The following is a 21,420-nucleotide window of genomic DNA, read 5'->3' as shown; positions in this document are numbered from 1 at the left end:
TCCGCATCGGCCAAGCCGAGTTCCGCCGGCGTCTCCTCCAACTACACGGAGACACCTGCGCCTTCACAGGACCGGCTCCGACATCCGTGCTGGAAGCCGCACACCTTTACAGCTACGCGGACCACGCAGCGCACCACACCCACGGCGGCCTTCTCATGCGCCGCGACATCCACCGCCTCTTCGACCTGGGTCAACTGGCGATCCACCCGAACACCCAGACGATCGACGTAGCACACACCCTCGCAGACTTCTCCGAATACACACGCCTCCACGGAACGACAATTCACGCACCCCTCACCCCGGACCACATCAAATGGCTAAGCGAGCACTGGAAAACCCACCGCTCAACGTCTGCCCAAGATCACCTTGGGAAAGGACAACTAAGTGATCTCCAGCCCGGACCTACGGATTAAAAGCTAATCGAATGCCGTCCACGGCCCTCCACACCCGTGTTCTGACCAGCTACCGAGCTGCCTTAGGTGAGGCTAGGAGACGCCTATGACAATCCTCCGTCTGTCGCTGGACGGCCAGCTTGGGAATCTCCTGGATCTGCCGACCTCTACGTCCTGACCAGTATGACCGACATCTCGCAAGTGACCTCTATCGCCCCTTGGTCACCCTGCTTAGTTGCCCCAGGATTCCCCGCTGTGACCTACCGATACTCGACCTTGTTCCTCTGTCGATTGCCCATCCTCAGGTACCCGACACGGCCACAGCATCGTTCCGGAGGGCTTGACCGCGCGGTCGGCGAGACTGTGTGACAGAGGGAAGCACGCGGTCGAGTTCTCCGGCCTGGCGGGGGCTGGGGGTCGCGAGACCCCCGCTTCGAGCTTGCTAAGCCTACTGATGTCCGGCCGGTCTTTTATTACGAACGATATTCACAAAAATCGATCTGTATTGACCTGCACTACCAGTCATTCCCACTTCAGTGGAATCCCTTGTTGTGGCAACTGAACCGGACTGTAGTGACCATTATGCCGAGCATTGGAAGTGGTACGCCAGTCGATTATCCAGCATTCGCGAATCTTGGAAACCTCTGTAACAAAAAGGGTCTTAAATTAGCCGGAGTGGTCAAGGTTGCGGCTATTGCTCCACTGAAAATCGAACCAGCTTCTAAAAAATTCTATCGAGTCTTCAGAAAGGGGGTCGCCATGCTTAGCGTAGATGAATCTTTTGTTTTGCTCGTGCAGGGTCCACGAGTTTTGATTTACATGCCAGGAAAAATATCCGAAAAACAAATGCCCCTCGTTTATGAGGAAGGCGCGAATCATTGGGAGGTCTGAATACCCCTTCCACGAAATAGAAATAGGGCGGGCGCTAGAGGTAACTCGTCTTCTTATTGAAGACAGTAGTGCCCGGCTTGCCGCGATCTGCTCCTGTGCCCCATCCCCTAGTAGCCGCACGTTCGGTGACTCGGGGTCTATCAGGAGAACCCGGATATCCCAGTTCCCGCGGGGGATATACATTCGCGTTAGCTGATCAAGGTAGTGCATAGTCGACTGGCCGGTTAGAACGATTATTCGCGCAATATTTGGTTCGGCCGGAGTCTGTTGTTTTGCCTCTTCTAGAATTGAAGTAACCCGAGTCTCAATCCCCTCTGGAGCCATATTTGGGACGCCGTGATATTCGGATGGGACGATATATTCAAGCCTTGATACAAAAGGCTCTCTTGTCATCCCTATTCTGATACCAATAAGGAGTGATGCAATAATTAGGAGGGGGGTCCTAATTTCTCCTAGAAGCTCGGCCCAGGCGCCTAGCTTTAGTTGCCACTCCTTTGGAGTCAGTGCCAAAATGGCCAAGATTGCACCACTGGCGAAAAGTCCTTGCCGTGCGAGACGTGACACGAATCTACTGGATCCCCGCCACCTGGCGAGCCAGCTGGGTCCGCGCGTTGCCACCATGGGCCGATGGTAGGTCGGTGACGCTTCCTGTGTGATGTTTTCTGACATCCACACCCCGATTCCAGCAAACTAGTGACATGGGTGAATGGTGATCAATTTCGCCATTTCGGTAGCCCAGGTCATCAGTGTCCGATAGGTGCTACTTTGGCGCAAGGGCGTCTGGGGCGCAGCCGACCGTTTGGGCCGGGATCGGCCCGGAGCGGCCGCACGCCCGGCCCAAACGGTCGGCTCCGGTCGCGGAGCGGGCGGCTTGAAACCGTAGAGAAAGTTCTCACTCAGGCTGTTGCCCGTGGTCTGGCGTGGCTCTGAGGTGCTGGTCAGGCTGTGAGGCGCTGCAAGGCTCGGCGGGTTTGTTCGGCGAGGCTGACGGCGGCGCCGTGGCGGTTGTCGACGGTGATGTGGGTGCTTGGAGGGCTGTCGTCGGTGTTGAGGGCGCTGGTGTACTCGTCCCAGTTGGCGAGTTTCCAGCCGTCGCGGGGGGCGTCTCGGTGCTCTAGGTGGTCGTGCATGGTGTCGGGGTCGGACTGGACCCAGATGGCGGTGACGTCGCAGCCGTAGGCGGCGGACTGGTTGGTCAAGCGGGCCAGCCAGGATGGGTCCTGGAGTTCTTCGAGGAACGGGGCTGCGAGGATGAGCGGGATGCCGGCCTCGACGTTGGTGCGGGCTGCGCTCAGGAGGCATTGGTACTCGACGGGGCGGACCTCGGTGGCGTAGAGGGCGGTGCGGCGGTCGTGGGGGTCGCCTCCGAGTGAGGTGAGGAGGCGTTCGGTCATGCGGCGGGTGAGGGCGTCTTTGTCGAGGATGGTCCAGCCTGTCAGGTCGGACAGGAAGCGGGCGAACTCGGTCTTGCCGGAACCTGCGTAGCCGCCGACCAAGGCGGCGGGCTGCAAACTGACCTACAAGCGGAACCGGCTGCGCTGGTCGCTGGAAGCCATCCCGCTCGTGTCGGCTCCGTCCGGGGCGACCTCCTACCGGCAGCGGCGCAAGCTCCGGACGGTGCCGGTGAACAAGGCTCCGGGCCTGGGCCTGCCGCGACCGTCCGCGCTCGGATGGCGGGTCCGTATCCGCTTGAACGACGGTCAGCATCCCGCCGACTACCAAGCCGCCGCCGAACGCCTCGCGCATGCCTGGCGCGTCCACTCCGTCCGCGTTCTCGCGGACAAGCCGGGCCGCGTCGTCCTGGTCGTCAACCGGGTCGATCCTCTCGCCGACGTGTCGGCCTCGCCTGAGACCGGGGAGTTGCTGACGGTGCGGCCGGGGATGCTGGAGACCGGGACGCCCTGGGTCATGGACTTGAAGGTCATGCCGCACTGGCTCAACGCCGGCGCAACTCAGTCGGGGAAGTCCACTCTCGTCAACGCCATCATCCGGGGCCTCGCGCCGCAACCGGTCGCGCTCGTCGGCTTCGACCTCAAGGGCGGCGTGGAACTCACCCCCTACGCGCCTCGGCTGTCCGCGCTGGCGACGACGCGGGCTAACTCGGTCGCACTCCTCGACGGTCTGGTCTCGATCCTGGAAGACCGCATGACCCTCTGCCGGACCGCCGGTGCCCGCAATGTCTGGCAGCTACCCGAGAACCTGCGACCGATCCCGGTCGTGATCCTGGTCGATGAGGTCGCTGAGCTGTTCCTCATGGCGGACAAGTCCGAGAAGGACGAAGTCGCCAGGACCGCAACCGGGCTCCTGCGGGTGGCGCAGCTCGGTCGGGCGTTCGCTGTCTACCTGATCGTGTCCGGGCAGCGCATCGGCTCCGACCTCGGACCGGGCGTGACCGCGCTCCGCTCACAGTTGTCCGGGCGGGTCTGTCACCGGGTGAACGATCCGGAGACGGCGAACATGACCCTCGGCGACCTCGACCCGGCCGCACTCGACGCCGCACGCGCCATTCCCGCCGAGACTCCCGGGGTCGCCATCGTCGCCGGACAGGACGGCACCTGGAGCCGCGCCCGCTCGGTTCTGGTCACTGAAGACGAAGCAGAGCAGGCGGCCAAGGACTTTGCCCACCTCGCCCCGTCCTGGTCTGACCTGACCCGCTCCTTCACCGCGCCGCGCACGGTGCCGGAGTCCCGCGCCGCGTAGCGCCTCCTCCCAACGGTCGGCGCGACCTCTTCGCGCCAGGTCCCTACCCGACCCATGCCACGAACCGGAGACCACGATGCCCAAGTCCGTCAGCCGCCCGAACCCCGCCCGGTCGCTCGATCCGGTCATCATCACCACCGACCTCGTCACCGGCCGCCCTCTCGCCCGCTGCTCCCGCTGCGCCGAGTCCGCGACCGCCGACGCCGAGACCTGGGTGATCACCTGGGCTGACGACCACACCTGCGACGCCGAGATGGTCGCGCTCCTGGCCGTCCTCGACCGGCGGGCCGCGTGATGGGATCGCGCGTCCTGGCGTTCGTCGCCGACTCCGGCCCCGTCCTCGTCCTGGCCGTCATCGCCGCGGCCGGCTCCTTCACCCACATCCGCGACACCGCAGAAGAGCACGGACAGCACGGGTGGATGGCCTGGGCCATCGCCGTATGCATCGACCTCACCTGCGTCATGGCGGCCGGGGAACGTCAGAGGGACGCCCGGACCGGACGCGACGTCGGCCCGTTCTCCTGGCCGAACCTCGTCCTGTTCGGCGGCATCCTGCTCTCCCTCGGCGCCAACCTCGCCCCAGCCGAACCCACCGCCTGGGGATGGATCACCGCAGGCACACCCGCAGGGGCCTTCCTCGTCGCCGTCTCCATGCTCGAACGGCGCGCCGGTGCCCGTCCTTCTCGGGACGAATCCGAACTGGCCGGTCCTCCCCAGTCCTGGGTCCGTCCCGACGAGGACGATCCGTCCTTGCCGTCCGTCGTGCAGGCTCTGGCCGTCCCGGCGATCGTCCCTGCTGAGAACCCGAGCGCTGAATCCGACGACGGCGACCCGGTGATCGGTCCAGCTCCGCAACTTCTCGCCTTCGCTCGACGCGTCGCCGACGAACACGCCTCGACGCATGGCAAGCCCATCACCCGCGATGCGCTTCGCGCCCGGCTCGGCGTGTCCAACCGGCTCGCCTCTGACCTGCTCCGCCATCTGCGCACTACCACCGCCTGAGGAGATCACTCATGACCGGCAAGCAACTGCTGTCCGCCGACCTGATGCGCCGTCTCAACACCATCCGCGGCCTGCGCCAGTTCGCCGACTGGCTGGAGGACAACCCCGCCGCCCCCATCGACGGCCACTGCTTCGACCTCCTGGTCTTCATCCACGACACCGACCACGCCACCGGACCCGCCCAAATGCGGCACCTGTCCACCGCCCTCGGTCTGCCCGTGGAAGAGCGCACCTACGGCGGCCACCTCCTCATCACCACCCACTTCTCCGGCCTCCGCTACCAGATTTGCCACGTCCCCAGCCTCGCCACCCCCGACCCGGCCTCATGAGCACTCCGGCACCCGCTGAGCCCTCGCCGCGGCCCTTCGGCGGCCGTGACCGCTGCTGCGACTGCGGCGGGGCCGGCCTCACCAGCGAGGGAGACACCTGCCCCCTCTGCCACGGACACGGCAACACCTGACCCCCGGGAGAACCCATGCTCCGCCGCACCGGATACCTCCTCGCCGTCCTCGTCCTCCTCCTCTTCGTCCTCCGACACCCCACCGGCGCCGCAGAAACCGCCCTGGCCATCGGCCGCGCCCTGGCCGGCCTCGCCGACGCCGTCGCCGTCTTCACCCGCGCCCTCTAGCCCGCTCGCGCTGCTCCACCCCTGCTGCTCGCCCTGGAGGACTTCACCGCGTGAACCCCGCCGACATCACCCCCACCGTTTCCCGCACCCTCGCCGACCGGGCCACCCGCGCCGACTACGGACGCTGGGCCACGCAGGTCAAGCACACCGGAGGATGCGCACAACCCGTGCACCTGCGCGGACGGGTGACCCACCTCGACGCGGCCACCGGTGAAGTCCTCCGCCACTACTCGACCTCGACCGAACCGGACGGCGTCTTGCGGGTCGCCTGCAAGACGCGGCGGGCCTCTCGCTGCCCTGCCTGTGCTGAGGTCTACCGGGCCGACACCTACCAACTCGTCCGTGCCGGACTCGTCGGCGGCAAGGGCGTGCCAGACACCGTGACGGGGCATCCGGCGGCGTTCGTGACGCTGACGGCGCCGTCCTTCGGCCCCGTTCACACGACCCGGAAGACCAGGACTGGAAAGACCTCGCCCTGCCATCCTCGGCGTAACAGTGGGACCTGTCCGCACGGCAACGCCTTGGGCTGCGGGGAACACCACCACCTTGACGATCCGCGCTTGGGCGAACCGCTCTGCCCCGACTGCTACGACTACACCGGCCACGTCCTGTTCAACGCGCTCGCGCCCGAACTGTGGCGACGCTTCACCCTCGCGCTCCGTCGACGCCTGGCCAAGACCGCGGGCCTGACGCTGACCGAGTCGAAGACGTCGGCGGTGGTGTCGTTCGCCAAGGTCGCCGAGTACCAGCGGCGCGGCCTCGTCCACTTCCACGCCGTCATCCGCCTCGACGGACCAGACGGCCCCACCTCCGCCCCACCCGCCTGGGCCACCTTCGACGTCCTGGCCGACGCCGTCCAGCACGCGGCTGGAGCGGTCCGGGCATCGTGTCCGGCTGCTGACGGCTTGGGTCCGCGGGCGTTCGCTTGGGGGCTACAACTCGACATCCGGCCTATCAACGCCTCCGGTGAGCTGACGGATCAGGCTGTGGCCGGCTACATCGCCAAGTACGCCACCAAAGCCGCCGAATGTGTCGGGACCGTCGACCGGCGGATCTCCCCGGGAACCGACCTCGACGCGCTCGACCTGCGGGCCCACCCCCGGCGGCTGATCGCCGAATGCCTCCGCCTTGGCGCGTTGCCGGGGCTGGAGGATCTGCGGCTGGGGGAGTGGGCTCACATGCTCGGGTTCCGCGGCCACTTCTCCACCAAGAGCCGCCGGTACTCGACCACCCTCGGGGCCCTGCGCGAAGCACGCGCCGAACACCAACGCCAGCAAACCGACGAAGTCACGACCGGACGACTGCCTCTCTTCGCAGAAGACACGGTTCTCGTGATCCGCGACTGGCGCATGGTCGGCCGCGGCCACACCCCCGGCGAACTCCTCCTGTCCGCCGCGCTCTGCGGCCAGACGCTCCCGTCTGCCCTGCATCCGATCGGAAGGAACACCACTTGACCAAGCTGCTGCTCACCGTCCCCGAAGCGGCCTCGGCCCTCGGCATCTCCCGCAGCAAGCTCTACCAACTCCTCACCACCGGAACCGTCCGCTCCATCCGCATCGACGGCTCCCGACGCATCCCCCTCGCCGCCCTGAACGCCTACGTCGACCACCTCATGGAAGAGGCCGCCTGATGCCGCGAAAGACCGCTCTCGCCGCTCCCGACCTCAACGAGGACAAGCTCGAGACGGGCCGAAAGAAAGTCGCGGGGAGGAAGGGACAGGGCGCCTCCAAGCTCCGCGACGGCGTCATGAAGCGCGGGTCCACCTGGTACTACGTGATCCGCGTCAAGGACCCTGAGACCGGAGTGTCCAAGCCGAAGTGGGTGGGCGGCCACCTTACCGAGGAAGACGCGAAGGAAGCCCGGGATGAGGCCAGGGTCAGCGCTCGACGCGGGGAGTACGTGGAGCGGGGCGCGATCACGGTCGGGGACTACCTGGACGAATGGCTTCTGGCGCACGCGATGCAGGTCAAGCCGCGGACCCTCGACGACTATCAGCGCCTCGTCCGCCTCTACATCAAGCCGCGGCTCGGCGGGATGCGGCTGCAAGCCGTCCGGCCCATGACGGTGACCAAGTTCTACCGGGACCTCCTGGTCTCCGGCGGGAGGAACGGCGGGGCCCTGTCCAAGCGGACCGTCCAGTACGTCCACGCCGTACTGTGCCGCGCGTTCAAGGACGCCGTGGAGGTCGACCAGCTCATCACCTTCAACCCAGTCATGCGGGCCAAGAAGCCGCGGCACCGGTACGCCGAACCCGGCACCGTGTGGACTCCCGCGCAGCTCCGGATCTTCCTCGGGACCGCGCGTGATCACCGCCTGTTCGCGTTCTTCCACCTGGCGGCCTTCACCGGGGCCCGGCGGGGTGAGCTGCTGAATCTGCGCTGGTCGGATCTCGACCTCGACGGGGCCGTCCTCACGGTCTCGGGGTCGGTGGGCGTGATCGCGGGTCAGCGCGTCGTCGGCACGACCAAGAGCGGACGGCGCCGCGTCGTCAGCCTCGACGCCGGTACGGTCGCCGTTCTCAGGGCGCACAAGGAACGGCAGGAAGCTGAGGCGGCCACGGTCGGGGAGGACTGGAAGGGCCCGAAGGACGGGCACGTTTTCGCGACCGCGTGGGGTGAGCCGATCTACCCCGACACTGTGACCGGGCTCATGAGGCAGCTCATCGGGCGGCACAATCAGGGCCAGATAGAGGCGGGGCGGCCGGATGGGGAGCTTCCGTCGGCTCAGCTTCACGATCTCCGGCACATCCACGCCACGACGCTTCTGCTCGCCGGGGTGCCGGTGCACATCGTGGCCGCGCGGCTCGGGCACGCGGACCCGGCGATCACGCTTCGGGTCTACGCGCACGTGATCCGGTCCGCCGAGAGCAAGGCCGCGGACGTGTTCGCGGGGGAGGTCGGAGACGCCTGTTAGCAGGACCGTTAGCAAACGCCCCTCGGACGGCTGCGTCCGAGGGGCGTTTTGGCTGGTGGGTCGTGTGGGACTCGAACCCACAACCTACGGATTAAAAGTCCGGAGCTCTGCCATTGAGCTAACGACCCGTCGAGCATCATACCGATGTCGCCTCGGTCGGTGGCAGTGGATTGTTGTGGAGGCGGCGCGGGGGTGGGGGCGGCCCCCGCGCCGCGGGGGTGGGGTCAGGCTTTGAGGGCTGCCAGGGAGGCGGCGACGCTGGCTTCGGTGGCCTCTTTGGTGATGCCCGCCGAGTGGAGAGGGCCGGAGCCGTCCTCGACTTCGAGGAGGGCGAGGAGGATGTGCTCGGTGCCGATGTAGTTGTGGCCGAGCCTGAGGGCCTCGCGGAACGTGAGCTCCAGGACCTTCTTGGACTGGGCGTCGTAGGGGATGAGTTCGGGGACGTCCGGGACGGTCGGGGGAAGGGCGGCCACGAGGGCGGTGCGCAAGGCGTCGGGTGTGACGCCCTGGTCGGTGAACGCCTTGGCCGCGAGGGTCTGCGGCTCGGCCAGGAGTCCGAGGGCCAGGTGCGCGGGGAGCATCTCGGCGTTGCCTGCGCGGTGCGCCTCGTTCATGGCGGCCATCAGGGAGCTCTTGGCGCGGGGGGTGAACCGCTCGAAGCCCTGGCTGAGGTCGAGTGGCTCGTCGTCGGGCTTGGTCACGAACCGCTTCTGCGCCGCCTGCTTGCTGACGCCCATGCTGCGGCCGATCTCCGTCCAGGACGCCCCGGAGCGGCGGGCCTGGTCGACGAAGTGGCCGATGAGGTGATCGGCGATGTCGCCGAGGTGCTCGCCCGCGATGACGGCGCTGCGGAGCTGTTCGAGCTCGCCGACGTCGACCTTCTTGATCGCGGAGATCAGGTCGTCGAGGCGGACGGGGTACTCGATCTGCACGGGTTCGTTCTCGCTCATATCGTCAACCATAGGTTGACGAAGGAGAGTCGTCAACCCAAGGTTGACGGTGCGATTCGTATGGGAACCGTCAGGGCAGGCCCTGGGGGTGATCATGCCGGGATTGCACGGAAGATGCCCGGGGTAGAGCGGCACTGACGGACTCGCGGGGGGAGCACGGCAATGGTGCGAGCACGGGTCGCGGAGCTCATGGGCAGGGCCAGACGCGATCTGGAGGAACTTGTCGCGTTCCGGTCCGTGGCCGACGCCCGGCAGTTCCCCGAAGAGGAGTGCCTGGAGGCCGCCCGCTGGACGGCCGACGCCTTCACCGAGGCGGGGGTGCCGTGCAAGCTCCGCGAGACGCCCGACGGAAGCCACGCCGTCGTAGGGCATCGCCCGGGGCCGGAGGGGGCGCCGACCGTCCTTCTGTACGCCCACTACGACGTCCAGCCGCCCGGCGAAGGGTGGACGTCGGATCCGTGGCGGCTGACGGAGCGGGAAGGCCGCTGGTACGGGCGGGGCGCCGCCGACTGCAAAGGCAACCTGGTCATGCACCTGACCGCCTTGCGCGCCGTGGAACCCGCCGTGGGCGTCAAGGTGGTCATCGAGGGAAGCGAAGAGCAGGGCACGGGCGGCCTAGAGCAGCTGCTCGCCTATGACCCCGAGTTGTTCGAGGCGGACGCCATCGTCATCGCCGACACAGGCAACGCCGCCGTGGGAGTCCCCACCTTCACGACCAGCCTTCGCGGCCGCGCGGGCCTCGTCGTCACGGTGACGACGATGGAGAGCGCCCTGCATTCCGGGACCGTCGGCGGGGCCGCGCCCGACGCGCTCGCCGCGCTCATCCACATGCTGGGGACGCTCCGCGACGCCGCGGGCAACACCACGATCCGCGGGCTGAAGGCCGACCAGCGCTGGCAGGGCGCGCCCTACCCGATGGAGCGCTTCCGCAAGGACGCGGGCATCCTCGACGGCGTCGGGGTCGCCGGCACCGGGACCGTCTCGGACATGCTGTGGGCCAGGCCCGCGCTCACCGTGCTCGGCATCGACTGCCCACCCGTCGTCGGCTCCACCGCGTCGGTCCAGGCCACCGCCCGCGCCCGCCTCAACCTGCGGGTCCCGCCCGGCATCGACCCCGCCGCGGCCTGCGACGCGCTGGTCGCGCACCTCCACGCGGCGGCGCCGTGGCACGCCCGGGTGGAGATCGAGTCCGAAGGGATCGGCAGCGCCTTCCTCGCGCGTACCGGGGGCCGCGCCTACACGACGATGACGGCGGCGCTTTGCGAGGCGTATGGCAAGAAGGTCGTCACGATGGGGGACGGAGCGTCCATCCCTCTGTGCCCGGCCTTGCACCAGACGTTCCCGAAGGCGGAGATCATGCTCATAGGCGTGGAGGAGCCTGCGGCCCGCATCCACGCGCCCGACGAGAGCGTCGACCCGTCGGAGATCGAGAGGCTGGCCGTCGCCGAGGCGCTCTTCCTGCTCGACTACACCTGAAAGAGCGCCTTCGGCGGACGGACTCGGACTCAGTTCGCGTGCAGCGCCTCGTTCAGGCCGCCCCACGTGCCCGTCCGGGGGACGACCTCGACCGCGCCGGACTGCGAGTTGCGGCGGAACAGGAGGCCGTTCGCGCCCGACAGCTCCAGCGCCTTGACGACCTTGCCGTCCGGCAGGGTCACCCGGGTTCCGGCAGTGACGTACAGGCCCGCCTCGACGACGGTCTCGTCGCCGAGCGAGATGCCGACGCCGGAGTTGGCGCCCAGCAGGCAGCGCTCGCCGAGCGAGATGACCTGCTTGCCGCCGCCCGACAGGGTGCCCATGATCGACGCGCCGCCGCCCACGTCGCTGCCGTCGCCGACGACGACCCCGGCGCTGATCCGGCCCTCGACCATGGACGCGCCGAGCGTCCCCGCGTTGAAGTTGACGAAGCCCTCGTGCATGACGGTCGTGCCGGAAGCCAGGTGGGCGCCCAGGCGGACCCTGTCCGCGTCGGCGATGCGCACCCCGGACGGGGCGACGTAATCCGTCATCCGGGGGAACTTGTCGATGCCGTAGACGGACAGGTGCCCGCCCTCGGCGCGCACAGCCAGCCGGGCGGCTTCGAGCCGGCCGGGAAGGACCGGCCCGGCGGACGTCCAGGCGACGTTCGCCAGGAGCCCGAAGATGCCGTCCAGGTTGAGGCCGTGCGGCCGGACGAGGCGGGCGCTCAGCAGGTGCAGGCGCAGGAACACGTCGTAAGCGTCGACGGGGGCGTCGGCCAGCGACGCGATGACGGTGCGCACCGCGACGACCTTCACCCCGCGCCGCGCGTCCGTCCGGACGGCCGCGGCGAGGTCGCCCGCCTCGGCGTCGTCCAGGACGACGGTCCCTGCCGACCCGGAGGGCTCGGCGAGAGCGGGGGCCGGGAACCAGGTGTCGAGCACGGTCCCGTCTTCGGCGATGGTGGCAAGACCGACGGCTTCGGCGCCGGAGGAAGTTACAGAGCTCACGGGCACAGAGTAGTGAACTCCGGCGACGGGCAAGGCCCCGGTACGTCTTAGCCCCGGTAGGCGGACAGCCCGGTGATCGCCTCACCCAGCACGAGCGTGTGGATCTCCTGGGTGCCCTCATAGGTGAGGACGGATTCCAAATTGTTGGCGTGCCGCAGGACGGGGTACTCCAGCGTGACGCCGTTCGCGCCCAGGATCGTCCGGGCCTGCCGGGCGACGTCCAGGGCGGCCCGGACGTTGGCGAGCTTCCCGAACGAGATCTGCTGCGGGGTGACCTTCCCCGCGTCCTTGAGGCGGCCGATGTGGAGCGCGGTGAGCCCGGCCTGACCCAGGGCCACCTCCATCCACGCGAGCTTCTCCTGGGTCAGCTGGAAGCCCGCGATGGGCCGTCCGAACTGCTCGCGGGAACCGGCGTAGTCGACCGCGGCCTCGTAACAGGCCCGTCCGGCGCCGACCGAGCCGAACACGATGCCGAAACGGGCCTCGGAAAGGCAGCCGAGCGGCGCCTTCAGACCCTTGGCCCCGGGCAGGAGCGCGTCGGCGGGCAGCCGGACGTCGTCGAAGGCCAGCTCCGAGGTGACGGAGGCGCGCAGCGACAGCTTCCGCTTGATGTCCGACCTGGTGAGGCCAGGGGTGTCCGCAGGAACGAGGAACCCGTTGACGCCCTCCTCGGTGCGCGCCCAGACGACGGCGACGTCGGCGACGGAGCCGTTGGTGATCCACATCTTGGCGCCGTTCAGGATCCAGTCGGAGCCGTCGCGGCGCGCGCGGGTGCGCATCGATCCGGGGTCGGAGCCGTGGTCGGGCTCGGTCAGGCCGAAGCAGCCGATCAGCTCGCCCGCGGCCATGCCGGGCAGCCACCTCTGCTTCTGCTCCTCCGAGCCGTACTTGTGGATCGCCGCCATCGCCAAGGAGCCTTGGACGGAGACGAACGAGCGCAGCCCACTGTCGGCGGCCTCCAACTCCCTGCACGCGATCCCGTACGAGACGGCGTTGGACCCGGCGCAGCCGTACCCCTGAAGGTGCATCCCGAAGAGCCCGAGGCGCCCCATGGCCTTGGCGAGGTCGCGTACGGGGAGGGTCCCGCTTTCGAACCACTCGGCGATGTAGGGGTCGATGGCTTCGTTCCGGAAGGCCCGTACGGTGTCGCGAACGAGTCGTTCGTCCTCGGAGAGCTGGTCGTCTACCCGCAGTACGTCCATGGCGTTACCTCCCGGAGTGTGGCGACCGCGAGCTTACTCAGGGCACCGTCTCAGGGTGCGGTCAGGGACCGCCCCGGATGTGGCCGGGGGCGCTCAGCGGGCACTCTTGGGATATGACCGCGATATACCGCAAGACGGACAACAAGATGCTCGCCGGGATCTGCGCCACGATCGCCGACCGGACCAACCTCGACCTGAACGTCACCCGCCTGGCCGTCGCCGGCGTCTCCGTCGTCGGCGCGACCGTCGGCTTCGGCTTCGCCGTCCCCGTCCTCTACGTCCTCGCCTGGATCCTCGTCCCGGCGCAGGGCGAGGACGCCTCGATCGCCCAGCGCTGGTTCAACAAGCCCCAGGTGCAGGACGCGATGAACAAGGCGTCCGACGCCCTCGGCAAGAACGACCCGCTCAGCAAGAAGAAGGAGCAGTGACCTTCGCCGCGGGGGCGGCCGGGCCGAGCACGACGCCCAGGACGTCCCCGCGCACCCTCGTCCACACGAGGGCCAGGATCGCGGCCGTGGACAGCCCCGCCATTCCGGCGAGCGCGACCACGGTCTGCGGTCCGATCACCTGCGCCAGCGCCCCGCCGACGAGGATGCCGAGCCCCTGGCCGGCCAGGATCCCCGACTGGGCGAGCCCGAACGCCCGCCCCCGGCCTTCCGGGGGCACCGCCGAGACGAACGCGGTGTTCGCCGCCACCTGGTAGGCGCTGCCGACCCCGGACAGGGCCCAGAGGGAGACCGTCACAGGGAAGGCCGGATCCAGCGCGCAGACGACGAGCGGGGCGCAGGCCAGTATCGACATCCACCCCATCGCCTTGATCCGCCCCGTGGGCCGCACGAACCGCGAGAAGAAGAAGCTCCCCGCGACCATCCCCGTGGGCATCGCGGCCATCAGGACGCCGACGTAGAGCGGGTCCTGCCCGAACGTCGCCCCGTAAGGCGCGGCAAGGCCCTCGGGGACCGTGTAGAACGAGCACAGCCACGCGAAGCTGACGAGGCTGCGCAGGGTGCGGTCGCCGAACACCATCCTGGCGCCCTCCCGGGTACCGCCCCACAGGCGCAGCCGCGCCCGTGTGCGCGCGGGCGCCGGGCGGTGCCGCAGGCCGATCAGAACGGCCGCCGACACCAGGAACGTCAACGCGTTGACGACCAGCGCCTCCCGCGTCCCGACGAACGCCACGAGGGCGGCCCCCGCGACGAACCCGAGCATCTGGCACGCCTGGTGGGTGATGTTGGTGATCGCCGCTCCGAGGACGTACTTGTCGCCTTCGAGGATGTCCGGGAGGAGGGCCGCCCGGGCGGCGGAGAAGGGCGAGGCCATGAGGATCGTCAGGAAGATGAGCGCGCACAGGCCCGCGAAGGGCATCCCGTCCACCGCCATCAGGCCCATGAGCGCCATACGGACGAGATCGCTGACGACCATGACTCTTCGCCGAGGGAAGTGGTCCGCCAGGCCCGACAAGACGGGCCCTCCCATGATGGGCGGCAGGTACGTCAGCGCATAGGTGAGCGCTGTAAGGAGGGGACTCTGGGTGCGGTCGTAGACAAGGACCGCAAGCGCCACCTGAGCCAGCTGGTCGCCCAGTGAACTGAGTGTCTGCGCCGCCCAAAGTCGCCGGAACTCCGGCTCGGAAAAGACCTCGCGGTAGGTGATCCGCCGCTCCGCCGGCCGCCTGTGCCTGCCCATGCTCTGCCCGCCACATGTCGATTTCCCGACATCAAATCACGTAGCGTCGTCGTCATGTGACCGAATGTGCTGAAATTCCCAGGGCTTTCGCGGGGTTCACCAGCCGAGCGCGTGGAGTCTCTCGTCGTCGATGCCGAAGTGGTGCGCGATCTCGTGCACCACGGTGACGGCGATCTCCTCCCGGAGCTGGTCGTGATCGTCACAGATCGCCAGGTGTTCCTGACGGTAGATCTCGATCCGGTCGGGCAGGACTCCTGCGTACCAGTCGCCCCGCTCGGTGAGGGGGATGCCGGTGTACAGGCCGAGCAGGCCCGGCTCCGGCGCCTCGTCCACCACGACAACAAAGACGTTCTTCATCATCGCCGTCAAACCCGGAGGAATAGTGTCCAAGGCCTCCGAAACCAACTCGTCGAACTCAGCCTCCGTCGCCTCCACCATCCGCCGGCTCCTCTCCGCGGTCGTCTCCAGCGTCTTCAACCGACGTACCGCGCGCTGGAGTTCCCTCGTAGCGGTCGCCGTAACGGGAACCCTCGTCGGACTGCTCCTCGGCGGCCGGGTCGAGACCCCCGTCGGACCGGCCGACGCGTCCCTGAGCCTCGCGTTCTCCGCGTCCGGGGGCACCGAGCTGGAGGTGCCTCCGCTGGGCTCGCTCCGGCTCGACTCGCACGCGGGACCCCTGCTTCTGAAGGCCCAGATCACCCGCCTGAGGCCGGCCGCCACCCAGGCGTTCATCAACGACTCCGCCGCGATCGACACCCTGGAGAAGACCGTCGCGGACGAGATACGCCGCGGTGTCATCTGGATGGCTGTACGCGCTGTCTTGGCCTCCCTCGTCCTGACGGCCCTTCTGGCGCTCGCCTTGTACCGGGACTGGCGCCGCGTCCTTGCCGCCTCCCTGGGCTCCCTGCTACTGATGACAACCCTGGGCGGTGTCGCTTGGGGCACCTTCCGGCCCTCGTCCGTGGCCGAACCCCGGTACACCGGCCTCCTGGCGAACGCCCCCCAGCTCGTCGGCGACGCGCAGGCCGTCATCGACAGGTTCGACCAGTACCGGGGCATGCTCGCCAAACTCGTCGCGAACGTGTCCGAGCTGTACGCGACGACGAGCGCCCTGCCCATCTACACGCCGGACCCCGACACGGTGCGCGTCCTGCACGTGTCCGACATCCACCTCAATCCGCTGGCCTGGGACGTCATCAGGAACATCAGCGAGCAGTTCCAGGTCGACGTGATCATCGACTCGGGCGACCTCACCGACCACGGCTCCCGCCCGGAAGACAAGTTCGTCGCCAACATCAACACGCTGAAAGTCCCTTACGTCTATGTCCGCGGCAATCACGACTCCAAGGGCACCGAGAACGCCGTCTCGAAGATCAAGAACGCCGTCGTCCTCGACGACAGAGCCCAGGAGGTCGCCGGGCTGCTGATCTACGGCGCGGGCGACCCCCGCTTCACCCCCGACAAGACCAACGAAGACGACTCCCTGCCCTCCTCCGCCCTGGAAGCGCAGGGCCTCCTCAACGCCGAAACCCTCCGCGGCCTCCCTACCCCTCCCGCCATCTCCGTCGTCCACGACCCCGTCCAGGCCCGCCTCCTCGACGGCCTCACCCCCCTCGTCCTGGCCGGCCACACCCACCAGCGTGAAACCGAGGTCCTCCCCGGCGGAACCCGCCTCTTCGTCCAGGGCAGCACCGGCGCCGCAGGCCTCCGCGGCCTGGAACACGAGGACCCCACCAAGATCAACCTCAGCATCCTCTACCTCAACCGCACCACCAAGACCCTCCAGGCCTGGGACGACTTCACCCTCGGCGGCCTGGGCGAACAATCCGTCCAGGTGGAACGCCACCTGGCCACCCCCTCCACCGCCCCCCACCCCACCACCACCCCCAGCCGCTAATCCGATTACGCCGATCCACCCCCCGTCCCGTACACTGCTTCCCAGACCAGCCCTCATCGTCTAGTGGCCTAGGACGCCGCCCTTTCAAGGCGGTAGCACGGGTTCGAATCCCGTTGGGGGTACCACCCAGATGGCTGCAACCCCGGAGAATTCTCCGGGGTTGTTTGTGTTTGCGGGGAGTCTGCTGGGGTGGCGGTCTTCTTGGGGGTGGGTGGGGTGGGTTCTGGGTCTTGACCGGGGTGGGGGGCGGGGGGATGGTGCGGGGAGGGTGTGGAGGCGTTTTGGGTGTGGAGGTGGCGGGTGCTCGGGCGGAGTGTTGCCGTGCTGGTGCTTGTCGCGGCGGGGGTTCTGGGTTCGCCTGTGGGTTCCGCGGCGGTTGCGGGTGGGCCGGGTGGGTGTGATCCGGTGGGGGTGGCGGCTTGTTTGTTGCCGTTTCCCAATGACTGGTACACGGTGCCGGACGGGGGGACCGCCACGGGGGTGCGGGTGGATCTTGCGCGGTCGGGGATGCCCCGTAATCGGGTGGGGAAGTCCGTGGATCCTGCTGAGTGGAATCGCAGTGACGGGTTCTCTCCGGGGTCGATGCTGCTCGCGCATGTGCCGGGGCTGGACCTCGGTGTGACGGGGGCGGCGGACGTCACCGATGTGGGGCGGTCGCTGCGGGACGACGCGCCGATCGTCGTCGTCGACACCGTGACGGGTGAGCGCTGGCCGTACTTCGCCGAACTTGACGCGAACGCCGCCGGCTCGCCCGTGCGGCAGGCGCTCATCGTCCGGCCCGTGCGGAACTTCCTGGAGGGCCACCGGTACGTGGTGGCCTTGCGCGGGCTGAAGGACTCCTCCGGAGCGGCGATCGAGCCGACCGACGTCTTCCGCACGCTGCTCGGGCCGGCGCTTCCGGGCGACGATCCGCTGCACGCGCGCCAACGCGCGGCCAAGAGGGTCGTCGCGGACCTGGGACGGCACGGCATCGGCACCGACGGGCTCTACCTGGCCTGGGATTTCACCATCGCCAGTGAGCGCGGCCTGTCCGAGCGGATGCTGCACATCAGGGACGACGCCTTCGGCACGCTCGGGGGTAAGAGCCCGGCGTTCGTCGTCACCGACGTCGTCGACAATCCCGGAAGCGACCCGATCGCCCGCAGGGTGCGCGGGCAGATGGCCGTTCCCAGCTATCTGAACGTCTACGGCGGGCCGCCCGGATCCCGTTTCCGGTACGGCCCGGACGGGCTTCCGGCACGGCTCCCCGGCAACGTCCAGGTCGCCGCGTTCCAGTGTGAGATCCCCAGGAGCGCGCTCACGACGCCGGGACGGGCCGCGCTGTACGGGCACGGGCTGCTGGGCGGTGAGGAGGAGGTCGGCTCGGGGGCGGTCAAGGCGTTCGCCGCCGAACACGGAGTCGTCTTCTGCGCCACCAAATGGGCGGGCATGTCCAAGGACGACGTCGCGAACGCCGTCGTCTCCCTCGCTGATTTCAGCAACTTCCCGTCCATGGCCGACCGGATGCAGCAGGGCTTCCTCAACCAGCTCTGGCTGGGCCGCGCCATGACGACCGGGCTGCCGAAGGACAAGGCGTTCCAGAACGCCGACGGCGCGCCCGTCATCGACGTCGCGGACGGTCTGGGCTACTACGGCAACAGCCAGGGCGGGATCATGGGAGGTGCGCTCACCGCCGTCTCGACCGACATCCGCCGCGCCGTGCTGGGCGTTACCGGCATGAACTACAGCACGCTGCTGAACCGCAGCGTCGACTTCAGCCGGTACGCCGTCGTCATGAACCTCGCCTACCCTGACGCACTCGACCGGCAGCTCCTCCTGGCGCTGGCCCAGATGTTGTGGGACCGCGGCGAGACCGACGGCTACGCCCAGCACCTCACCTCCGACCCGCTTCCGGGCACCCCCGACCACCGCGTCCTGCTGCACGTGGCCTTCGGCGACCATCAGGTCTCGCCGCTCACCGCGGACATCCTGGCCCGCACGATCGGCGCCCATGTCCACCAGCCCGCCGTCGCCCCCGGACGGCACCCCGCCGCCGAACCGTACTGGGGCATTCCCGCCATCGAGGGCTACCCGTACGACGGCTCGGCCCTGGTCGTCTGGGACAGCGGCACCCCGTACGGGCCGCTCACCAACACCCCGCCCACCGAGGGCCGGGATCCCCATTCCGACCCGCGCAAGTCCCTGGCCGCCCGTCTTCAGGCGGCGACCTTCCTCAAGACCGGGCAGATCGTCGATGTCTGCGACGCCGGCCCCTGCGTCGCGCCCGGCGGAGGCTGACGCCGCCGATCCTGATCCCCGTCAACACCGGAGATGCCGGGGCCACGGGAGCCGCCGGTGTCCCTGAACCGCCAAGGGCGAATCGGTCGGGTCCGCCGTCCCGGGTCGGAGAACGGACGGTTCCGCGGGCACACGGCGCCTGGAATCGTTCTTCGGGAACTCCGACGCCCCGGCGGACACAGGCTGGACGTGAGCGAACTGACGGAGGCTTCCCACGCGGCGGCGGCCGAACCCGACGCCGACCCCGAGCCGGGGCAGTACCTCTACTTCTCGTCCGAAAGCCACCAGGGCGGCCTGTCGGCGGGGGAGGGGCTGCCGGAACGGCCCGCGTTCGACACCGTCCGGGAGGTCTGGCTCTCGGCGAGCGGTGAGAAGGCCGGATACCTCGACCAGCGCGCGCCCGACGGATCCGACGCGGTGCGGACATGGCTGTGCGACGTGCCGCAGGGCACGAAGGGCACGGAACCCGAGAAGGTGGAGGAGCCCGATCTGTCCGTTCCGCCGACCGGCTGCGGCAACAACGGCCCGGCCTACCTGACGACCGTGCCGACCGACCCGGCCGCCGCCAAGCAGTGGCTCTACGACAACTCCAAGGGCGGCAACCCGCTCGACGTCCAGGCCTTCATCACCCTGGGCGACACGATCCGGGAGCACCTCATCCCGAACGCGTCGCTGTCCGCCCTGTTCAAGGCGGCGGCCGACATCCCCGGCGGTCACCCTCTCCAAGAACGCGACGGACATGGCCGGCCGACCAGGGATCGCGGTAGGCCAGACCTTCAACACCGTCCGCCAGGAACTCGTCTTCGACGCCGAGACCTTCAAGCTCCTCGGTGAACGCAAGCTCTACGACTTCACCAGCGACTTCCACCCATCGGGCGCCAAGCCATCCGCAGCGGCCACCCCACCCTCGGGCGCCAAGAACGGCGAACTCCTCTGGACCAACGCCTACCTCGCCTCCGCCGTGGTCGACGACCCAGGCCAACGCCCCTGACCCTTGAGACGGCCGGCGACGACCGGGCGCCGGCCGCCTCGGTGCGGGTGACCTTTCGTCGGCTATTTCCTGACATCTGTAGATCAGGTCTACTGTCGGGCGATGGGTTTGGCGGAGGTGACGCGCGAGTCGGTCTTCGAGGCGCTCGCGGAGTTCGACGCGTTGGGGCGTGAGGAGTTCCTCGCGAAGTACGGGTTCGGCCGGGCGCGCTCGTACTTCCTCGTCCACGAGGGAGAGCGGTACGACTCCAAGGCCGTGGTCGGGGCCGCGCACGGATTCGTGCGGGGGCGGGCGGCGCTGCGGCCCGGGGAGTTCTCCGGTGGGGACAGGACGGTGTCGGAGTTGCTGAGGCGCCTGGGGTTCGAGGTCGTGCGCGAAGAAGGCACACGCCGCCGTCCGCCGCTCACGGTCGAGGAACTGTCCGGCGGCACCTGGGTCGAGCGGGTGGAGCCCCGCACGGCGCGTGACGGAAGGCCCACGCTCAAGTACGCGGTGGCGATCCTCTGGGCGCTCGGAAGGGCTGCTCGCGGCCTGCCCAGGACCACGAACTGGCAGGAGACCCACGATGGGCTGAAGCCGTTGCTCGACGAGTTCTGCCGGGAGGGGGAGAACCTGCGGCGCAACCCGGCCCGGGCCGTGAACGGCCTGCTCCGGGACGGCCTGTGGGATCTGGGCCCGCATGCCCCTCTCGCTCCGCCGAAGGGCGGTCGGCCGAGGTCATGGTACGAGGCGCAGGAGCCCGTGGGCGGCCTCGTCGAGGTCATGTACGCGTGGGTCACCGCGTCGGAGGCCCGTCTCTGGGCGGCCGTCGCGGCGGTGGAGGACTTCTTCGAGCTGGACGATGACGCGGTCCGGCTCCTCGCGCGGGTCGGCCTGGGCGAGGAGAGTGGGCCGGGCGACGAAGCGGGACGCGTTCGGCTGGACGCCGCGGCCGCAGGGACGTGGCGTCCGCTCGAAGGCGACGAGTTCCGCGAGCTGTACGCGACGGCCGTCAGGCTGATCGAGCGGTCCGAGGCGCCAGGTCGCCGCCAGGCGGTCACGACGAGCAGGCCCGCCCGTTCCAAGGCCGCGCGCGAGGCCGTGCTGGCGCGCAGCGGGGGCAGGTGCGAGTACTGCGGGCAGGACGCCCCGGGGGTGACGGGCGCGGGACGTCCGATCCTGGAGGTCGACCATGTCCGGGAACTCGCCGCGGGCGGGCGGGATCACCCGGAGCAGATGATCGCGCTGTGTCCGAACTGCCATGCCGTCAAGACACGCGGAGCGGACCGGCACGCCATGGCAGGGGAGCTCCTCGAACGGGTCGCGCGGCTGCACCGGGACGCGGGCGGCGCGGAGTCCTGAAGCGTGGTCGGGGGTAGGGGCTTTGGGCCTTTTGGGTGGGGGATAAGGGGGTTGGTGAATTCTGTGGGGCGGGGGATGGGGT

23 protein-coding genes, 2 tRNA genes and 2 pseudogenes are annotated in these 21,420 nt (G+C 68.6%); 18 read left to right on the top strand and 9 right to left on the bottom strand.

The genetic code is table 11. The features are described from left to right. Both ACYVOM_RS06635 and ACYVOM_RS06630 read left to right on the top strand, forming a co-directional pair. On the top strand, positions 1 to 413 hold a 413-nt coding region (locus ACYVOM_RS06635; RefSeq protein ID WP_460302302.1), incomplete at its 5' end, for an HNH endonuclease. Positions 414 to 941: 528 nt separating this feature from the next. Then, positions 942 to 1,283 (top strand): hypothetical protein, encoded by a 342-nt coding sequence (locus ACYVOM_RS06630; RefSeq protein ID WP_460302301.1) that lies wholly within the window; start codon positions 942 to 944, stop codon positions 1,281 to 1,283. A 938-nt stretch (positions 1,284 to 2,221) separates the two neighbouring features. On the opposite strand, the gene ACYVOM_RS06625 is transcribed toward ACYVOM_RS06630, so the two are convergent. Then, a complete protein-coding gene (locus ACYVOM_RS06625; protein ID WP_460302300.1) occupies positions 2,222 to 2,779 on the bottom strand; it encodes an AAA family ATPase in 558 nt (185 codons plus the stop codon). 121 nt (positions 2,780 to 2,900) lie between these two features. Here ACYVOM_RS06625 and ACYVOM_RS06620 point away from each other — a divergent pair, with 121 nt between their 5' ends. The 8 genes from ACYVOM_RS06620 to ACYVOM_RS06585 all read left to right on the top strand — a co-directional run bounded on the left by ACYVOM_RS06620 (position 2,901) and on the right by ACYVOM_RS06585 (position 8,526). Further along, positions 2,901 to 3,983, top strand: a complete 1,083-nt coding sequence (locus ACYVOM_RS06620) for an FtsK/SpoIIIE domain-containing protein (protein WP_460302299.1) — start codon at positions 2,901 to 2,903, stop codon at positions 3,981 to 3,983. Positions 3,984 to 4,059: 76 nt separating this feature from the next. After that, positions 4,060 to 4,278 (top strand): hypothetical protein, encoded by a 219-nt coding sequence (locus ACYVOM_RS06615; RefSeq protein ID WP_460302298.1) that lies wholly within the window; start codon positions 4,060 to 4,062, stop codon positions 4,276 to 4,278. Continuing rightward, positions 4,278 to 4,985: a DUF2637 domain-containing protein gene (locus ACYVOM_RS06610; RefSeq protein ID WP_460302297.1), complete on the top strand. Its 708-nt coding sequence runs from the start codon at positions 4,278 to 4,280 to the stop codon at positions 4,983 to 4,985. The genes ACYVOM_RS06615 and ACYVOM_RS06610 overlap by 1 nt, the downstream gene beginning before the upstream one ends. An 11-nt stretch (positions 4,986 to 4,996) precedes the next feature. Then, on the top strand, positions 4,997 to 5,314 hold the full coding sequence (locus ACYVOM_RS06605; RefSeq protein ID WP_460302296.1) for a hypothetical protein: 318 nt from the start codon (positions 4,997 to 4,999) through the stop codon (positions 5,312 to 5,314). 146 nt (positions 5,315 to 5,460) lie between these two features. Beyond that, positions 5,461 to 5,613 carry a hypothetical protein gene (locus ACYVOM_RS06600; protein WP_460302295.1) on the top strand — a complete coding sequence of 51 codons (153 nt, stop codon included), beginning with the start codon at positions 5,461 to 5,463 and terminating at the stop codon, positions 5,611 to 5,613. A 50-nt stretch (positions 5,614 to 5,663) separates the two neighbouring features. Further along, complete coding sequence (locus tag ACYVOM_RS06595; protein WP_460302294.1) at positions 5,664 to 7,067, top strand: replication initiator; 1,404 nt, start codon at positions 5,664 to 5,666, stop codon at positions 7,065 to 7,067. Then, entirely contained in the window at positions 7,064 to 7,243 is a 180-nt protein-coding gene (locus ACYVOM_RS06590) for a helix-turn-helix domain-containing protein (RefSeq protein ID WP_460302293.1), read from the top strand. The genes ACYVOM_RS06595 and ACYVOM_RS06590 overlap by 4 nt, the downstream gene beginning before the upstream one ends. Beyond that, a complete protein-coding gene (locus tag ACYVOM_RS06585) occupies positions 7,243 to 8,526 on the top strand; it encodes a tyrosine-type recombinase/integrase (protein ID WP_460302292.1) in 1,284 nt (427 codons plus the stop codon). Before ACYVOM_RS06590 ends, ACYVOM_RS06585 begins: the two co-directional genes overlap by 1 nt. 53 nt (positions 8,527 to 8,579) lie before the next feature. Here the strand turns inward: ACYVOM_RS06585 and ACYVOM_RS06580 are convergent. From ACYVOM_RS06580 to ACYVOM_RS06565, 4 genes and pseudogenes are all read right to left on the bottom strand, one after another. Then, positions 8,580 to 8,654 (bottom strand) — tRNA-Lys (locus ACYVOM_RS06580). Positions 8,655 to 8,750: 96 nt separating this feature from the next. Then, positions 8,751 to 8,867 (bottom strand): hypothetical protein, encoded by a 117-nt coding sequence (locus tag ACYVOM_RS06575; protein ID WP_460302363.1) that lies wholly within the window; start codon positions 8,865 to 8,867, stop codon positions 8,751 to 8,753. Continuing rightward, positions 8,852 to 8,957 (bottom strand): annotated as a pseudogene (locus tag ACYVOM_RS06570) (Clp protease N-terminal domain-containing protein); the annotation flags it as partial. The pseudogene ACYVOM_RS06570 and the gene ACYVOM_RS06575, both read right to left, overlap by 16 nt. A 42-nt stretch (positions 8,958 to 8,999) precedes the next feature. Beyond that, positions 9,000 to 9,140, bottom strand: a pseudogene (locus ACYVOM_RS06565) (Clp protease N-terminal domain-containing protein); the annotation flags it as partial. 498 nt (positions 9,141 to 9,638) lie between these two features. Here ACYVOM_RS06565 and ACYVOM_RS06560 point away from each other — a divergent pair. Beyond that, positions 9,639 to 10,952 carry a M20/M25/M40 family metallo-hydrolase gene (locus ACYVOM_RS06560; protein ID WP_460302291.1) on the top strand — a complete coding sequence of 438 codons (1,314 nt, stop codon included), beginning with the start codon at positions 9,639 to 9,641 and terminating at the stop codon, positions 10,950 to 10,952. A gap of 29 nt (positions 10,953 to 10,981) precedes the next feature. Here ACYVOM_RS06560 and dapD read toward each other — a convergent pair whose 3' ends face one another. Then, positions 10,982 to 11,944 (bottom strand): 2,3,4,5-tetrahydropyridine-2,6-dicarboxylate N-succinyltransferase, encoded by a 963-nt coding sequence (gene dapD / locus ACYVOM_RS06555; RefSeq protein ID WP_460302290.1) that lies wholly within the window; start codon positions 11,942 to 11,944, stop codon positions 10,982 to 10,984. A 47-nt stretch (positions 11,945 to 11,991) separates the two neighbouring features. Next, a complete protein-coding gene (locus ACYVOM_RS06550; RefSeq protein ID WP_460302289.1) occupies positions 11,992 to 13,146 on the bottom strand; it encodes an acyl-CoA dehydrogenase family protein in 1,155 nt (384 codons plus the stop codon). Between the two features lie 113 nt (positions 13,147 to 13,259). Here ACYVOM_RS06550 and ACYVOM_RS06545 point away from each other — a divergent pair, with 113 nt between their 5' ends. Then, complete coding sequence (locus tag ACYVOM_RS06545; protein WP_460302288.1) at positions 13,260 to 13,574, top strand: PspC domain-containing protein; 315 nt, start codon at positions 13,260 to 13,262, stop codon at positions 13,572 to 13,574. Here ACYVOM_RS06545 and ACYVOM_RS06540 read toward each other — a convergent pair. After that, entirely contained in the window at positions 13,552 to 14,832 is a 1,281-nt protein-coding gene (locus ACYVOM_RS06540) for an MFS transporter (protein ID WP_460302287.1), read from the bottom strand. The two genes, ACYVOM_RS06545 and ACYVOM_RS06540, sit on opposite strands and share 23 nt — an antisense overlap. A 96-nt stretch (positions 14,833 to 14,928) precedes the next feature. After that, positions 14,929 to 15,270 (bottom strand): metallopeptidase family protein, encoded by a 342-nt coding sequence (locus ACYVOM_RS06535; protein ID WP_460302286.1) that lies wholly within the window; start codon positions 15,268 to 15,270, stop codon positions 14,929 to 14,931. Here ACYVOM_RS06535 and ACYVOM_RS06530 point away from each other — a divergent pair. The 6 genes from ACYVOM_RS06530 to ACYVOM_RS06505 all read left to right on the top strand — a co-directional run bounded on the left by ACYVOM_RS06530 (position 15,215) and on the right by ACYVOM_RS06505 (position 21,338). Next, on the top strand, positions 15,215 to 16,729 hold the full coding sequence (locus ACYVOM_RS06530; protein ID WP_460302285.1) for a metallophosphoesterase family protein: 1,515 nt from the start codon (positions 15,215 to 15,217) through the stop codon (positions 16,727 to 16,729). The genes ACYVOM_RS06535 and ACYVOM_RS06530 overlap by 56 nt on opposite strands. A 49-nt stretch (positions 16,730 to 16,778) precedes the next feature. Beyond that, positions 16,779 to 16,854: transfer RNA gene (locus tag ACYVOM_RS06525), tRNA-Glu, on the top strand. A 457-nt stretch (positions 16,855 to 17,311) separates the two neighbouring features. Beyond that, positions 17,312 to 19,006, top strand: a complete 1,695-nt coding sequence (locus tag ACYVOM_RS06520; protein ID WP_460302284.1) for a hypothetical protein — start codon at positions 17,312 to 17,314, stop codon at positions 19,004 to 19,006. A gap of 189 nt (positions 19,007 to 19,195) precedes the next feature. Continuing rightward, complete coding sequence (locus ACYVOM_RS06515; protein WP_460302283.1) at positions 19,196 to 19,840, top strand: hypothetical protein; 645 nt, start codon at positions 19,196 to 19,198, stop codon at positions 19,838 to 19,840. Next, positions 19,746 to 19,997, top strand: coding sequence for a hypothetical protein (locus ACYVOM_RS06510; RefSeq protein WP_460302282.1), 252 nt, complete (start codon positions 19,746 to 19,748; stop codon positions 19,995 to 19,997). Before ACYVOM_RS06515 ends, ACYVOM_RS06510 begins: the two co-directional genes overlap by 95 nt. A gap of 102 nt (positions 19,998 to 20,099) precedes the next feature. Further along, complete coding sequence (locus tag ACYVOM_RS06505; RefSeq protein WP_460302281.1) at positions 20,100 to 21,338, top strand: HNH endonuclease; 1,239 nt, start codon at positions 20,100 to 20,102, stop codon at positions 21,336 to 21,338. Positions 21,339 to 21,420 lie beyond the last annotated feature (82 nt).

This window comes from Actinocorallia aurea (assembly GCF_054783995.1).
Note: the sequence above shows the minus strand (reverse complement) of the source record. Positions and strands in the feature narration are given on the sequence as shown.